Genomic DNA, 15536 nt, shown 5'->3' with positions numbered 1-15536 from the left:
ATAGTAAAAAAATGGATGTTTACTACCTCTGTTCAAGAGTATTCGTTTTTCTTTATAAAAGAAAAAAAAAGGAAAAAAAGGAAAAATAATAAAACAGAAAATTCAGTTAAAATTTATGCGACGCTAGTGTAAATATACCTATAAATGATAAGGGTGTGAAACAGAGATGATGAATGAGAAAGATTTAGATGTGATGACAGTTGAGGAAAGAAAAGTAATAGATAAGCTTAAGATGGAAATGCTTAATGCAGTGTCACTTCACGACCTACGTTTCTATAAACAGGAAATTCAGAGAATAAAAGAGCAAGCAAAAAAAAGGCATGGTTTTTTTAAAACACTGCAAGTAGCCGCTGAGAAGCTGTAAATCGCATAATGATTTATAGCTTTTTTTTGAGTAATTCCATGTAAGCAGCGAGTTATATTCTAAAAAAGTATAAAGAGATAAAATGATTTATTTTTCAGAAAACTTAAGTTAATATAAAGAGATAGACTGATTAAGGGTGGTGTGAGTTTGAAATCTTATTTGACAATTAATGAGGTTTTAAAAAGAAAGCATTTTAACAGCTGTGAAGTAATCACAGGTAAAGTCGGTCTCACAAATCGGGTAAAATGGGTTCACGTGATGGAAGTGACTCGCGTGAATGAGCTTTTAAAAGGGAATGAATTAATTCTTTCAACTGGTGTAGGGTGGAAGGAAGATAATGAATTATGCCTTTCATTTTTGAAACAGCTAATTGAATGTCAAGCTTCGGGGCTCTGTATCGAGCTTGGTACGTATACCTCTCAGATTCCTCAAAACGTTATTGAATTTGCAAATGAACACGAATTTCCCATTATTTTATTTCATGAAGAAGTCCCGTTTGTTGAAATAACGCAAGATTTGCATGCGCTACTAGTTAATCAGCAGTATTTAATGATTTCCAATTTAGAAAATTACTCTCAGCAGCTGAATCAAATGCTGCTTTCTGTCAACGATCCAAAAGATATTTTACAGCGTCTTTGCGAATCAACCGGACTTTTAGCCGGGCTTCGTATACATAGTGAAGTAACGCTTTTTCCAGCCTGTTTAGACTTACCCCAACAACAATTATTACAGCATCATATTACTAAACAAAAAAAGAATCAAAGTAGCTTTTTTACCCATTCAATTCAACTGTTAGGCGAAAGCTATGCAGAGCTATATATTCTTTCAACCAATGATTTTTTTACGGAACTTGAAATGTTAACGGTTGATCGAACAGCAACAGCTCTAGCGCAGCATTTTTTACGAGACTTATATGTTGAAGAAAAAAAGCGAGTTCAAGAAACAGAGTGGATGGTTCAGTGGATAAACGGTGAAATTTCCTCATCTCAAATCACACATTGTTTACAAGAAGTATTACATGACTTTCCAATCCAAGGTGGAACGGTTATATGCTGTCAATGTATACAAGATGTCAAGCTAGACCATACGTACTTAAAATTGACGATTCGAGCAATCTTTGAACAAGAAGGTTTTCACCTTCTCATTTTAGAAAAGAAAAGAGAGTTAGTACTGGTTGTTTTAAATAAACGTCAGGTGACTACGTGGAGGGAAAGATTAGAAAGAAGTTTGAACCGTTGGATAAACCACGTTGATTTGCAAGAAGTCAACAAATCACTAGCGGTGCAGCTGATAGGAGTGGGACAGTTTAATAGACGCTTAGATCACATCTATAAAGGCTATGAAACTGCTAGAAAAACAGTTTCCATTCAAATGACTTTGCACAACCAAGTGAAAAATCATATTTGTTTTTATGAAGACCTGCACATGTACCGCATTATTTCGTTAGTCAATGAACAGCGGGAATTACAAGAAGTGGTGATGGAGTATTTACAGCCAGTTCTCGAGTATGATCGAAAATTTAATGCAAAGCTATTTGAAACACTAAAAGTATATTTAGCATGTAATGGATCAAAGCAAGAAACGGCAAAGCGCTTATATATTGTGCGTCAGACTCTTTATCATCGCATTGAAAAGCTGGAAAAGCTATTAGGTTCTGATTTTATGGCTCACGAAAAAAGAATGGCTATCGAATTTATGATCATGACCTATGACTATTTGTTTGCACTAAACGCATCTACTACTGCTATTGATGAGCTAGAAAAAGCATCCCTTACATGAGCTCTCTTTCATTTTACTAGGTCTACTTCGTATTTCACTATCCAATATGTGAAACTAGACAGAATTTCTATTTCACATTCTGTCTAATGAATCTGAAGTAAGAATTCATGATAATAAAAGTAAGATTGTATGCTAAAAGGGGGCTAATTAGATGTCAGTCGTGAATGAAGATACCAAACAATTAAGAAACTATGTAGGTGGAAAGTGGGTTGCCTCAACAAGCAATCAGTTTCAAGATGTGATTGATCCTTCAACCGGAAAGACGCTTGCAAAAGTACCTCTTTCAACTAAACAAGATGTTGACCATGCTGTTAAAAATGCAAAAGAAGCGTTTAAAGCATGGAAGCATGTACCAGCTCCGAAACGGGCAAGGCTTATGTTTGCGTTTCAACAATTGCTTATTGAACATCATGAAGAGCTTGCAAGACTCGTAGTAAAAGAGAATGGGAAGGCTTATAAAGAAGCTTATGGAGAAGTCCAGCGTGGTATTGAATGTGTAGAATTTGCTGCCGGAGCACCGACGCTACTTATGGGTGAATCGCTTAGTAATATTGCAGAAGAAATTGATTCAGAAATGTATCGTTATCCTGTTGGGGTTGTGGGAGGAATTACGCCGTTTAACTTTCCGATGATGGTTTCACTTTGGATGTTCCCACTAGCGATTGTCTGTGGAAACACATTTGTATTAAAACCATCAGAGCGCACGCCTTTATTAGCTACTCGGATTGCTGAATTGTTCACAGAAGCTGGAGCTCCATCGGGCGTATTAAATCTTGTGCATGGTGCACGCGATGTGGTCAACGGTCTCATTGAACATGCGGATATTAAAGCAGTGTCTTTTGTTGGTTCTCAACCAGTTGCAAAGTATGTATATGAACAAGCCGCAGCGCAAGGCAAGCGAGTTCAGGCTTTATCTGGTGCCAAAAATCATCATATTGTTATGCCGGATTGTGATATAGATAAAGCGGTGAATCACATTATAAGCTCTGCTTTTGGTAGCGCTGGACAGCGCTGTATGGCATGCAGTGCTGTTGTAGTGGTAGACGGTGTTAAAGAACAGTTCGTTGCGAAGTTGAAGCAAAAAGCAGATGAATTAATTATGGGCAGTGGGTTACAGGATGAAGTGCTTTTAACGCCCGTTATTCGGAAAGAGCATCGAGATAAAGTACTTGGCTATATCGAAGCCGGGGTAGAAGAAGGTGCTCATTTAATTAGAGACGGTCGTAAGGAAATGGAAGATTATTCGGAAGGGAATTTTCTTGGTGCCACGATTTTTGATCACGTAACGCCCACTATGACCATTGCAAAAGAAGAGCTGTTTGCACCCGTTTTAAGCTTGCTTCGAGCCGAAAATTTAGATGAAGCGTTAGAATATATTGAAAAATCTCGGTTTGGAAATGGTGCAACAATTTATACAAAGGATGCAAAAGCAATCCGTCAATTTAGAGAAGAAGCGGATGCTGGTATGCTAGGTGTCAACGTAGGAGTGCCTGCTACTATGGCTTTCTTCCCGTTCTCGGGTTGGAAAGACTCTTTTTACGGAGATCTACATGTCAATGGAAAAGACGGATTGAACTTTTATACGCGTAAAAAGATGATAACATCACGCTTTGATTTTTAGCATATTTATTAGATGAAAAGAGAGACTTCGGCTTTGGTCGAAGTCTCTTCATCCATATAATTACTAAAATCAGAAGGAGTGAATGCAATGGTTCAAGCTAGCAGTGGCGAAAAAAATAAAAGCTTAAAAAATAAGGATGAGCAATACGTATGGCACGGAATGAAACCTTATTCTCCTGAAGCTACTATGGTAGTAGAAAAAGCGAAGGGCGCTTGGGTAACAGATGAGGATGGAAATCGATTTTTAGACGCAATGGCGGGACTTTGGTGCGTAAATATAGGCTATGGAAGAGAAGAGCTAGCCCAAGCAGCTTATGAACAGCTCAAAGAACTAGCTTATTTTCCATTAACGCAAAGTCACCCTCCTGCGATTCAATTAGCTGAAAAGCTCAATGAAATGCTAGGAGATGAATATGTTATCTTTTTTTCTAATAGCGGATCAGAAGCGAATGAGACCGCATTTAAAATTGCGAGACAGTATCATCAGCAACGAGGAGAACATGGGCGCTATAAAATTATCTCACGTTACCGTGGGTATCATGGAAACTCGATGGGGGCACTGTCAGCTACGGGGCAAGCTCAGCGTAAATACAAGTACGAACCTTTAGCAACTGGCTTTCTTCATGTTCCACCCCCTGATAGCTACCGAGGTGTCGATAAAATAGATGCACCAAAAGAGCTGCTTCAGTCGGTGAAGACGATTGATGACACGATGACGTGGGAGCTTAGTGAAACAATTGCTGCGGTCATAATGGAGCCAATTATTACAGGGGGAGGTATTTTAATTCCACCAGATAACTATATGCAAGGGGTAAAAGAAGTTTGCGAAAAGCACGGGGCGTTATTGATTGTAGATGAAGTTATATGTGGATTTGGACGCACAGGGGAAGCGTTTGGATTTATGAATTATGGCGTGAAGCCGGATATTATTACGATGGCAAAAGGTATTACAAGTGCTTATTTACCTTTATCGGCAACAGCGGTCAAGCGAGAAATTTATGAAGCATTTAAAGGTAGCGATCAGTATGAATATTTTCGACATGTAAACACATTTGGAGGAAGTCCAGCTGCCTGTGCACTTGCACTCAAAAACCTAGAGATTATGGAGAGTGAAGGCTTATATAATCGTTCAAAAACGATGGGAACCTATTTATTGAAAGAGTTAAAAGAAGAATTGAAAGGACACCCGTATGTAGGCGACATTCGTGGCAAAGGGCTGCTGGTAGGAATCGAGCTTGTTTCTGATCAAATTTCCAAAGTTCCCCTGGATATACAGTTAGTGAATCAAGTAATTGCAAGGTGTAAAGAAAAAGGAGTCATTATTGGGAAGAATGGCGCAACAGTAGCCGGGCATAACAATGTGCTCACTCTTTCACCGCCTCTCATGATTCCAAAAGAAGATTTAAACCTTCTTATTTCTGTATTAACAGAGGCGCTTCAAACAATTAGGGTAGCATAGGTAAGTAAAAAGCCTGTATAATGTGCATACAGGCTTTTTGTTCGGATTAATGTTTGAATTAAGTAGAAAGGGAGAAGCACATGGAACTATTATTTTTAGGAACGGGTGCCGGAGTACCAGCTAAACAACGAAACGTTTCCTCAATTGCTTTACAGCTTCTGCAAGAGCGAAGTGCCGTATGGCTTTTTGATTGCGGAGAAGCAACTCAGCACCAAATTTTACATACCTCCATTCGCCCTCGTCGCATCGAGAAAATTTTTATTACGCACTTGCATGGTGACCATATTTATGGCCTTCCGGGTTTGTTGGGGAGCAGATCGTTTCAAGGAGGCGAAGAACCTCTTACCGTATACGGTCCCCCTGGTATTGAGCAGTTTATTAAAGTCGCGTTAGAAGTTAGCCAAACGCACTTGAAGTATCGGCTTCAAGTTGTTGAAGTCAATGAAGGGGTTATATTTGAAGATGATACGTTTAAAGTAGAATGTGCAAAGCTTGAGCATGGCGTAACGTCATACGGATATCGAATCGTTGAAAAAGACTTACCGGGTGCGCTACAAGTAGAACGTTTGAAAGAAGCTGGAGTACAACCAGGACCTCATTATAAGCAGTTAAAAGAAGGCAAAACTATTTTTCTAGAAGATGGGCGGGAAATTAACGGAGCGGAATTCATTGGAGAATCCAAACCAGGAAAAATCGTAACCATTTTAGGAGATACGCGAATGTGTGAAAATAGCACGATGCTTGCAGAGAATGCGAACGTTTTAGTTCATGAAGCAACATTTGCTGAGGGCGATGAAAAGCTGGCTTATGATTATTATCATTCTACAGCCAAGCAAGCAGCACAAGTAGCTAGGCAAGCGAATGTGCAGCAGCTAATTCTTACTCATATAAGTGCTAGATATCAAGGAGAAGCAGTCAAGCAGTTAGCAGAGGGGGCGATGAAGGAATTTAAACATACTCTGGTTGCGTCTGACCTAGTGAGTTTTCCTATTGAATAAAAGTGAGGAGCCCTAAAGGCCCTCACTTTTTTACCAACCTCGTTCATATTGAACAGGTGCTTCAATGGTTGTGTTTAACTCTTTGGCGGCTGTGCGTGGCCAATACGGATCGCGCAGTAGTTCTCTCGCGACGAATATGAGGTCAGCACGTTTACTTTGAAGAATCTCTTCCGCTTGAAGACCGCTCGTAATTAAACCAACAGCCCCTGTATCAATGTTTGCTTCGTGCTTGATTTTTTCTGCAAACGGTACCTGATAGCCAGGGTAGACGTTAATTTTAGCATGCACAAGTGCCCCTGAGCTTACATCGATTAGGTCAACACCTTGTTCTTTCATCCATTTAGCGAATGTAACATGGTCATCGATAGTTAATCCGCCTTCAGCGTAGTCAGTTGCAGAAACACGAACAAATAAAGGACCGTCCCATACCTCTTTTACACTGTTAATCGTTTGTTGTAAGAAGCGATAGCGGTTTTCAGCAGACCCACCGTATTCATCCGTGCGCTTATTGCTTAATGGAGATAAGAATTGGTGAATTAAATATCCATGTGCCCCGTGAATTTCAATAATATCAAAACCAGCTTGTTTTGAGCGTTTTGCACCTTCTTTAAAGGCTTCAATTGTTCTCTCAATATCTTCTTTTGTCATTTCAGCAGGTGTTTTACTTTCATCATCAAATGCAATAGCAGAAGGAGCGTAAATCGTTCCATCTACCGTCGCTTTACGGCCTGCGTGTGCAAGTTGAATAGCGGTTTTACTACCGTGTGCTTTCACTTGATTAACAAGCTTTTGTAACCCTTCAACATGTTCGTCATTCCAAATCCCTAAATCACGTGATGTAATACGTCCTTCAGGTGTTACCGCAGTCGCTTCAATCATGATTAAGCCAACTTGGCCAACAGCACGTGATGTATAGTGAGCCAGATGCCAATCTGTTACGATGCCATCTTCCTCTTCACATGAATACATGCACATGGGCGACATTACAATTCTATTTTTCAACTTTACATCTTTCACTTGATAAGGTGTAAACAATTCAGCAGTCACTTTCATATCCCTCCATTATTTCGAGTTGCTAACAAAATGCATTATAGCACTGAGGTTTAGTAAATTTCACTTTATATGCTTTACTGTTTCATGGAGAGTTAGTAAAAGAGACTGAGACATAAGTAATTCAGCCAATGATATACCTGAACGATTGAGAGTTCATAACTTTTAATCGTTCAGGTTTTTTGGTTGATTGTGAAAACAATGTTGGAAACAGGGTGGAATGGAGCGTAGGATACTCGACTCCTGCGGGAAAGAGAGGGAAAACTGAGATCCCGCAGCGCAGCGAGGAAGCTCAGGTTCCTCCCCGCGGAAAGCGAGTGGCCGTAGCGCAATGGAACGAACGTGTTCAGACAAACCAAAGAGATGGGAACAGCTAGTGTTCGTCTTTTAGAAGCCATCATTTTGTTATGTCCCAAACTCTTAATGTGATGTACGACTGCTCATCATTTTTTCATCAATAGCTTCACCTAATTCTTTTGAGCGAAGTGTAGCTTTGTCAATACATTGGATAAGCGCTTCTTGAAATTCGTAGTCAGTCAGTTGTTCTAGCCCTGCTTCTGTCGTTCCTCCTGGACTGGTAACTTCTTTTCGTAACGTGGTAGGACTTTTTGGTGATGTTCTGAGCATCTGAGCTGCACCAATTAGTGTTTGTGTAATTAAGTCTGTCGCTACGTCTGACTCAAGGCCTTGATGTAGAGCAGCTTTTTGCATCGCTTCTACCAAATAATAAACATATGCGGGTCCACTACCTGATAAGCCTGTAACAGCATGAAGTTGTGCTTCGGGAACAACTGTAACCGTTCCAACTGTATGGAAGAGAGTTTCAGCTAATTTTATATGCTCGTCGTTAGCATGCTCCCCTTTGGAAATGGCCGTTGCAGATAAACCGATTGAAGCGGAAGTATTTGGCATTGCTCGAACAACAGGTACTTTGTGTTGAAATAAAGATAAGATGCTACTTGTTGAAACTCCTGCAAGGACAGAAATGATAAGGTGGCTCTTATGGATATAAGGCTTAATGTTTTCAATGCTTTCCACAACGTCTTTTGGTTTGACTGCTAATACAATTACGTCGCTTTTTTGAATGATTAAAGGAATGTTTCGAGTAATATTAATTTTATATTGATTACGTAATTCATGAAGTCGTGCGTCGTTGCTGTAATTTGTAACGTGAATTTGTCCGGGCTTAAATTTGTTTGTACTAATTAGCCCTGAAATCATGGCTTCGGCCATTGATCCAGCGCCGATAAAAGCAATATTTAATGGTTGTTTCATCAAGGGATGAACCTCCTTTTTATATATACCTATTAATGAATGAAAATACTTTTTGTTCTGTATGAAGTCGTTGTATTTAATACATATAAGCTGTCTTCTGTGAGTGGATTTTATAAGCATATTGTTGTAATTATGCACTGAGAAAATGATAGCTGTCAATCTAATTTTCAGAAAAGAAAGCATATTGTATGAATGTATATTGGAATCGTGTACACTTAAAGAAAACGTCATTACTTAGAAGGGGACAACGTTATGAAGGAACAAATTCACAAGTTCACATTGCCAACACCGTTTGCAGTTGGAGATGTAAATGTATATGTACTAAAAGGAGAGTCCATTACTTTAATTGATGCAGGGGTGAAGACAGAAGAGGCTTGGAATTCTTTTGCGAAACAGCTAAATGAAATTGGCTTACATGTAGAGGATATCGATCAAGTGTTACTGACACACCATCATCCGGACCATGTAGGTATGCTTGATTATTTTTCACCAGATACACCGGTAATCGGACATTGGAGAAACGAGCCGTGGATTTCGAAAGATCCGAATTTCTTTGACCAGTATGACCGATTTTTCACAGAGTTCTTTACGCAGTTAGGCGTAGATGAACGATTTCGAAAATATCTAAAAGGATTACGTCATTCAATGAAATATTCTTGTGAAAGATCACTAAACAATCAAGTTCAAGAAGGTAGTGTAATAAAAGGCTTGGAAGATTGGGGTATTATTGAAGTGCCTGGACATGCTCAAAGTCATATTGCCTTATATCACCAGCAAAGCGAAACCTTAATTGGTGGAGACGTATTACTTAAACATATTTCATCTAACCCGCTTATTGAGCCTCCGTATCATGAAGGTGAGAAACGAAAAAAGTCAATGCTTCAGTATAATACATCTCTTCGTCGTCTTTCTGAATTACCTATTTCATGTATCTACACAGGCCATGGAGATGAAGTGAAAGAAGTGAGTAAACTTGTATCAGAACGACTAACTAAGCAAAGAGAGCGTGCTGAAAAAGTATATCAACTTTTAAAGAACAAGCCGATGTCTGCATTTGATGTTTGTAAATTCCTGTTTCCATCCGTGTATGAAAAAGAATTAGGGTTGACGATGTCTGAAACGGTAGGGCAATTAGACTACCTTGAAAGCCTCCGCCAAATTAGTTGTCAATATGAAAGTGATCGTTTTATTTATCACACTCATTAATCTTGTTTTTTTAAGTGTAGAAAGATAAGATTAAAAGCACTGAGTTTGTATAATTGAGGTGTAAGAATGAATAATCTTAAAGGAAAGCATATTTTAATTACGGGTGCATCCGGTGGATTAGGAAAAATGATTAGCTGTGAAGTAGCTAAAAGAGGTGCTAATCCAATCCTTGTTGCTAGAAATGAAATCCGCCTTCAAGAAGTATCAGAACAAATCAGTGAGAAGTATGGAGTTACTTGCCGTACATATCGATTAGACGTTGCTAATCTAAGTGACGTTCAAACGGTTATGAATCAAATTCTTGAAGATGTTTATAAAATTGATGTGCTAATTAACAATGCTGGTTTTGGGGTATTTGAGGAAGTAACGGAAGCTTCAATGGATACGATTTTGTCCATGTTTCAAGTAAACGTCCTGGGATTAATTGCGTGTACGAAATCAGTATTACCAGCTATGTTAGAAAGAAATGAAGGTCATATTATTAATATTGCTTCTCAAGCAGGTAAGCTAGCTACGCCTAAATCCAGTGGGTATGCTGCTTCAAAGCATGCCGTATTAGGGTTTACAAATGGATTACGCCTAGAAATTGCTAGGACTAACGTGCGAGTGACTGCAGTTAATCCAGGTCCAATTCAAACCAACTTTTTTACCATTGCCGATCAAACAGGTTCTTACGAAAAGAGCATGAAAAATATGATGCTTGACCCAGTAGATGTTGCTAGAAAAGTCGTTGAATCTATCGGGACCAACAAGCGAGAGATTAACTTGCCAAAGTGGATGGGCATTGGCTCTACAATTTATCAGGTTGCTCCATGGTTAGTTGAAAAACTAGCAGGAAATGCGTTTTACAAAAAATAAGCTCAGTGCCCTCAATGGGCACGAGCTTATTGTAGGATGGGTCATAAAGCATTTTACCAGGCCGTGTGTATGCCATGTGACCTCCATCAACCGTAATGCAATCTCCCGTTACATATGAACTGTCATCAGATGCCAAGAAAAGTACAGCGCCTGCTACCTCTTCTGGTTTTCCTAGACGTCCCATTGAATCAACCCATTCGTAGGCTTTTCTAAACTTTTTTCCTTCTTCTGCTCCTGATAGTCCGTCAAGAAGGGGGGTTCAATTGTTCCTGGTGCAATAACATTAACGGGAATACCGTCCCGTGCATAACCGATAGCCATTGTTCGAGTAAGATTTGTAATTGCCCCTTTTGCAGCGTTATATCCGGATTGACCTAAATCTGCAGCTAGTCCAGATACAGAGGAGTTATTAATAATTGAACCGCTTAAAGATTACTCGTCTAATACGGCTTTAGCACGCACGCAAGACTCAAATTTACCTTTATGATTTCCGTCACAAAAGGGCATCTTTTGTGACATGCCACATCGACATAGTGAAAACGTGGGTTTCGTTTCATACTTATTACCTTCAGCATCAATTAATTCAACATCACCAGTCACTCGAAATGATCCGTTATCCATTACCTTGATTTGAACTTTTGGCAAGTTAATTCCTCCTTATGTATGATAAGCGCTCATCCATTGTCTATACTAATGAGCGTAATAGTTTATGGAGTGAGCATTGTATATTATACTTCATTATATAAACATGTTCGCATCGTTTATACATTTATTTAAAAGGAGCGATAGAATGAACATTGTATTTACCAATCGTGCTCTTGAAAAAGTTGCTGAAAAATATGATCAAAGCTCATCTCTATTTTTAAAATTGAAATATGATACGGACGGCTGTGGCTGTGTTGTAAGCGGCGTTACATCACTTTGGATTGTTGCTGATAAAGAATTTGATGACGTTGTTGTTTCGACAAACGGTGGTGACATTCTTATTGAGAAAACAAAACAAGTGTTTATGGATGATAACATGACAATTGATTATAGTGACGCTGCTGGAACATTCATGCTAAAAAGTCCAGCGCAAATTTTAAATCCAAGAATGTCATTTATTGACCAATCAGCAAAAGCGCGGTAGATTCTACCGTGCTTTTTTACTTTCTTATCGTTTAGCTAATTGATAGAGACGGTATTGCTTACTTGAAACTGGATGTGAAAGGTAGGGTTCAATATAGGAAACAGCTTCCAGAATTTTTTCGCGATTCACATTTGTTTGAACACCCATTTCATCTAACATAAAAATTAAGTCTTCTGTTGCAATATTACCAGTTGCCCCTTTAGCGAAAGGGCATCCACCAATCCCGCCAGCTGAAGAGTCAAAGCGGGTAACCCCAGCTTGAAGGCAAGCATAAATATTAGCCATAGCTACTCCTCTTGTGTCGTGAAAGTGTGCGTTTAGTAGGACTGTAGGAAATGCGCGTTTCAATGCTGAAAAGAGAGTAAAAACGTCTTTTGGGTTAGCCATCCCGATTGTATCTGCAATGCTGAGCTCGGTTACGCCCGCTTCTACAAAGTGTGCGCAAAGCTCTACGGTTTTGTCTGGATTAATTTTCCCTTCGTATGGACAGTAAAATGAAGTTGATATGCATGTGCGAACGTAGGCATTACGTTCTTTAAGCTTCTCCATAAGAGGTAGCTGTTGGTGAAGAGCTTCAGCGGTTGTTTTGTTAATATTATGCTGGTTAAACGAGTTGCTGACGCCGATAAATAAAGCAACAGATTGACAATTTTCTTCAAGTGCTTTAGTCAGGCCTTGCTCATTTGGAACGAGAACAATATGGCGGTTATTAGTAGGTTGCTGTAATGAGAATGCTTGAATAACTTGCTGTGCATCCTTCATTTGAGGCACCCATTTTGGTGAGACAAAAGAAGTTAATTCAATCTCTGATAGGCCAGCTTCTTTTAATAAAGAAATAAACTGGATTTTCACATGTGTTGGTACAAAATTTTTTTCATTTTGTAGTCCATCTCGAGGACCTACTTCAATGATGGTTGCTTTAGAAGGTAACGACATAATTTTCCTCCTTTTTTGATAACGTTTTCAATTACCTATTTTAAAGGATAGAAGTTTAAATTCAATAAAAATTATAAATTTTTACAAAATAAACGAAATTACAATAGGAAAATTAAGTTGGTTGTCGAATAAGCATATATGTGACAGTAATCAAACAGTAAGGAGAGGTTAACGACATGAGTCAAACAGAAGTGGTCATTGTAAGCGCTGTTAGAACGGCAATCGGCAGCTTTGGGGGAAGCTTACAAAATGTTTCTGCACCAACTTTAGGTGGAGTAGTCATTAAAGAAGCACTAAATAAAGTAGGAATCGCAGCAAATGATGTAGATGAAGTAATTATGGGGAACGTCTTGCAAGCAGGATTAGGTCAAAACCCGGCTAGACAAGCAGCTCTCGCAGCGGGTTTACCAGAAACAGTTTCTTCATTAACAATCAATAAAGTGTGTGGATCAGGACTAAAGGCAGTTCATCTTGCAACTCAAGCAATCCTTGCTGGTGATGCTGAAGTTATCGTAGCGGGTGGAATGGAAAATATGAGCCAAGCGCCATATTTATTAAAGAATGCTCGCAATGGATTCAAAATGGGAGATCAAAAAGTCGTTGATAGTATGATTCAAGATGGACTATGGTGTGCTTTTAACGATTATCATATGGGAATTACAGCTGAAAATTTATGTGATAAATATAGCATTACGCGTGAAGAACAAGACTCTTTTGCTGCTGCTAGTCAGCAAAAAGCAGAGGCTGCAATCGAATCAGGACGATTCCAAGATGAGATTGTTCCGGTAGAAGTACCAGGACGCAAAGATCAAGTAACCATTTTTGACCGCGATGAGTTTCCACGTGCTGGTACAACAGCAGAAAGCTTAGGTAAGTTACGTCCTGCATTTAAAAAGGATGGTTCTGTAACAGCTGGAAATGCTTCTGGTATTAATGATGGTGCGGCAGCGGTTGTTGTGATGAGCCGTCAAAAAGCAGACGAACTAGGCTTAACACCTTTAGTAACAATTAAATCCAATGCAAGTGCTGGTGTTGACCCAAGCATTATGGGAATCGGCCCAGTAAGCGCTGTAAAAAAAGCATTGGAAAAGGCAGCGGTATCTTTAGAAGATGTTGAATTAGTAGAAGCAAACGAAGCTTTTGCAGCACAGTCAATTGCTGTTGATCGTGAGCTTAAATTTAACCAAGAAACATTAAATGTTAATGGTGGAGCAATCGCACTAGGTCATCCAATAGGAGCTAGTGGAACTCGCGTGTTAGTTTCTCTTATTCATGAAATGCAAAAACGTGAAGCGAAGCTAGGTCTTGCAACGTTATGCATTGGTGGCGGACAAGGGGTTGCTACATTAGTAGAACGTCCATAATATTGAAAAAACCATGAAGCTATTTTAGCATTCATGGTTTTTTTTTATGCCATATATTCTCAAATGAAGTGAACGTTCTTAAAAAGTAGGCATATAGTATAGCAAAACACCTATAACTTTTTCGAACGAAAAAATAATTACTTATAATTGCTAGTTATATATTTTAAAAAAGTTCTAAATATTCTATAATAAAATAGTAAGCGTTTTCAAAAAATCGAAGGGGTGGGTTATGTATGAAACCGGTACATACATCATTTATTGAAGCAGTTAAGCCAGTAAAAGATGGTTCAACAATTATGGTTGGAGGATTTGGTCTTTGTGGTATTCCGGAAAATCTCATTTTAGCGTTAGTCGAAACGGGAGTAAAAGACTTAACGGTTATCTCCAATAACTGTGGAGTTGATGAGTGGGGACTAGGATTATTATTAAAAAATAAGCAAATTAAAAAGATGATAGGTTCCTATGTCGGTGAAAATAAAGAATTTGAGCGTCAAGTTCTATCAGGAGAGATTGACGTAGAGCTTTTACCACAAGGGACGCTTGCAGAAAAGATTCGTGCTGGCGGAGCAGGGATTCCAGCTTTTTATACACCAGCAGGAGTTGGCACACCAATTGCGATGGGAAAAGAAACAAGAACATTTGACGGCAAAGAGTATTTATTAGAAGAAGCATTGGTGGCAGATGTCAGCTTAGTAAGAGCTTGGAAAGCTGATTACATGGGAAACCTTATATACAATAAAACAGCTCGCAATTTTAGTCCGATGATTGCAGCTGCAGGTAAAGTGACAATTGCTGAAGTAGAAGAGCTTCACGAAACAGGTAAATTAAATCCAAATATGATTCATACACCGAGTGTTTATGTTCAGTCTTTAATTGTTGGCGAGCAGCAAAAACGTATTGAACGCTTAACGGTTCAAAAATAACGAGAGGAGCGGTTATGATGATTGAAAATGGTGTAAATGTAAGAGAGCGAATTGCAAAGCGAGCAGAAAAAGAAATTCAGGATGGCTTTTATGTAAACTTAGGTATTGGTATTCCAACACTTGTTGCAAATTATATTTCAGACAATAAAACGGTGGTACTTCAGTCGGAAAATGGATTGTTAGGTATTGGACCTTATCCAAAAGAAGGAGACGTCGATCCAGATTTAATTAATGCCGGTAAAGAAACCGTAACAGCTATCGATGGAGCAGCGTATTTCGATAGCGCTGAGTCGTTTGGAATGATTCGTGGTGGCCATATTAACATAGCGATTTTAGGTGGTATGGAAGTTTCGGAGACCGGTGATTTAGCAAACTGGATGATTCCAGGAAAGATGATTAAAGGTATGGGTGGAGCTATGGACCTTGTCCACGGAGCTCAGCGCATTATCGTTATCATGGAACATGTGACAAGAAAAGGTGAACCAAAGATTTTAAAAGAATGCACACTCCCTTTAACAGGTCAAGGTGTTGTAAACCGCATTATTACAGATCGTGCTGTTATTGATGTAACTGAT

General features: G+C 39.0%; 16 protein-coding genes and 1 pseudogene. 12 read left to right on the top strand and 5 right to left on the bottom strand.

The window, feature by feature from the left end; translation table 11 throughout:
• Positions 1 to 166 precede the first annotated feature (166 nt).
• The 5 genes from AC1UFB_RS11920 to rnz all read left to right on the top strand — a co-directional run bounded on the left by AC1UFB_RS11920 (position 167) and on the right by rnz (position 6220).
• Positions 167 to 364 carry a hypothetical protein gene (locus AC1UFB_RS11920; RefSeq protein WP_025909785.1) on the top strand — a complete coding sequence of 66 codons (198 nt, stop codon included), beginning with the start codon at positions 167 to 169 and terminating at the stop codon, positions 362 to 364.
• Positions 365 to 505: 141 nt separating this feature from the next.
• Entirely contained in the window at positions 506 to 2143 is a 1638-nt protein-coding gene (locus AC1UFB_RS11915; protein ID WP_412177906.1) for a PucR family transcriptional regulator, read from the top strand.
• Between the two features lie 151 nt (positions 2144 to 2294).
• Positions 2295 to 3764 (top strand): CoA-acylating methylmalonate-semialdehyde dehydrogenase, encoded by a 1470-nt coding sequence (locus tag AC1UFB_RS11910; RefSeq protein ID WP_025909787.1) that lies wholly within the window; start codon positions 2295 to 2297, stop codon positions 3762 to 3764.
• 87 nt (positions 3765 to 3851) lie between these two features.
• The gene (locus tag AC1UFB_RS11905) at positions 3852 to 5222 is read left to right on the top strand and encodes an aspartate aminotransferase family protein (RefSeq protein ID WP_328101812.1); all 1371 of its coding nucleotides are present in this window, start codon (positions 3852 to 3854) and stop codon (positions 5220 to 5222) included.
• 80 nt (positions 5223 to 5302) lie between these two features.
• On the top strand, positions 5303 to 6220 hold the full coding sequence (gene rnz, locus AC1UFB_RS11900; protein ID WP_061786533.1) for a ribonuclease Z: 918 nt from the start codon (positions 5303 to 5305) through the stop codon (positions 6218 to 6220).
• A gap of 30 nt (positions 6221 to 6250) precedes the next feature.
• Here rnz and namA read toward each other — a convergent pair whose 3' ends face one another.
• Positions 6251 to 7267, bottom strand: a complete 1017-nt coding sequence (gene namA / locus AC1UFB_RS11895) for an NADPH dehydrogenase NamA (RefSeq protein WP_025909790.1) — start codon at positions 7265 to 7267, stop codon at positions 6251 to 6253.
• Between the two features lie 218 nt (positions 7268 to 7485).
• Between namA and AC1UFB_RS11890 the strand changes: the two genes are divergently transcribed.
• On the top strand, positions 7486 to 7647 hold the full coding sequence (locus AC1UFB_RS11890; protein ID WP_482589310.1) for a hypothetical protein: 162 nt from the start codon (positions 7486 to 7488) through the stop codon (positions 7645 to 7647).
• A 43-nt stretch (positions 7648 to 7690) separates the two neighbouring features.
• Here AC1UFB_RS11890 and proI read toward each other — a convergent pair whose 3' ends face one another.
• Entirely contained in the window at positions 7691 to 8545 is an 855-nt protein-coding gene (proI, locus tag AC1UFB_RS11885) for a pyrroline-5-carboxylate reductase ProI (protein WP_061784743.1), read from the bottom strand.
• 252 nt (positions 8546 to 8797) lie between these two features.
• Here proI and AC1UFB_RS11880 point away from each other — a divergent pair, with 252 nt between their 5' ends.
• Both AC1UFB_RS11880 and AC1UFB_RS11875 read left to right on the top strand, forming a co-directional pair.
• Positions 8798 to 9751 carry an MBL fold metallo-hydrolase gene (locus tag AC1UFB_RS11880; protein WP_328100971.1) on the top strand — a complete coding sequence of 318 codons (954 nt, stop codon included), beginning with the start codon at positions 8798 to 8800 and terminating at the stop codon, positions 9749 to 9751.
• A gap of 66 nt (positions 9752 to 9817) precedes the next feature.
• The gene (locus tag AC1UFB_RS11875) at positions 9818 to 10609 is read left to right on the top strand and encodes an SDR family NAD(P)-dependent oxidoreductase (protein WP_482589307.1); all 792 of its coding nucleotides are present in this window, start codon (positions 9818 to 9820) and stop codon (positions 10607 to 10609) included.
• A gap of 25 nt (positions 10610 to 10634) precedes the next feature.
• On the opposite strand, the pseudogene AC1UFB_RS11870 reads toward AC1UFB_RS11875, so the two are convergent.
• Both AC1UFB_RS11870 and AC1UFB_RS11865 read right to left on the bottom strand, forming a co-directional pair.
• A pseudogene (locus tag AC1UFB_RS11870) lies at positions 10635 to 11032 on the bottom strand (SDR family oxidoreductase); the annotation flags it as partial.
• A 9-nt stretch (positions 11033 to 11041) separates the two neighbouring features.
• The gene (locus tag AC1UFB_RS11865; RefSeq protein ID WP_175384181.1) at positions 11042 to 11230 is read right to left on the bottom strand and encodes a CDGSH iron-sulfur domain-containing protein; all 189 of its coding nucleotides are present in this window, start codon (positions 11228 to 11230) and stop codon (positions 11042 to 11044) included.
• 169 nt (positions 11231 to 11399) lie between these two features.
• On the opposite strand from AC1UFB_RS11865, the gene AC1UFB_RS11860 reads away from it, so the two are divergent.
• Entirely contained in the window at positions 11400 to 11738 is a 339-nt protein-coding gene (locus AC1UFB_RS11860; RefSeq protein WP_061784739.1) for an iron-sulfur cluster biosynthesis family protein, read from the top strand.
• Positions 11739 to 11762: 24 nt separating this feature from the next.
• Here the strand turns inward: AC1UFB_RS11860 and AC1UFB_RS11855 are convergent, their stop codons facing one another.
• Positions 11763 to 12674 (bottom strand): hydroxymethylglutaryl-CoA lyase, encoded by a 912-nt coding sequence (locus AC1UFB_RS11855; RefSeq protein WP_061784738.1) that lies wholly within the window; start codon positions 12672 to 12674, stop codon positions 11763 to 11765.
• A gap of 176 nt (positions 12675 to 12850) precedes the next feature.
• Here AC1UFB_RS11855 and AC1UFB_RS11850 point away from each other — a divergent pair, with 176 nt between their 5' ends.
• The 3 genes from AC1UFB_RS11850 to AC1UFB_RS11840 all read left to right on the top strand — a co-directional run.
• Positions 12851 to 14038: an acetyl-CoA C-acetyltransferase gene (locus tag AC1UFB_RS11850; RefSeq protein WP_328100970.1), complete on the top strand. Its 1188-nt coding sequence runs from the start codon at positions 12851 to 12853 to the stop codon at positions 14036 to 14038.
• Positions 14039 to 14271: 233 nt separating this feature from the next.
• Entirely contained in the window at positions 14272 to 14961 is a 690-nt protein-coding gene (locus tag AC1UFB_RS11845; RefSeq protein WP_025909798.1) for a CoA transferase subunit A, read from the top strand.
• A 17-nt stretch (positions 14962 to 14978) separates the two neighbouring features.
• A partial coding sequence (locus AC1UFB_RS11840) for a 3-oxoacid CoA-transferase subunit B (RefSeq protein WP_482589304.1) occupies positions 14979 to 15536 on the top strand: 558 nt, incomplete at its 3' end.

The organism is Priestia sp. KCTC 13724 (genome assembly GCF_056820425.1).
The sequence above is the reverse complement of the archived record's forward strand: the minus strand, read 5'-3'. Positions and strand labels throughout refer to the sequence as shown.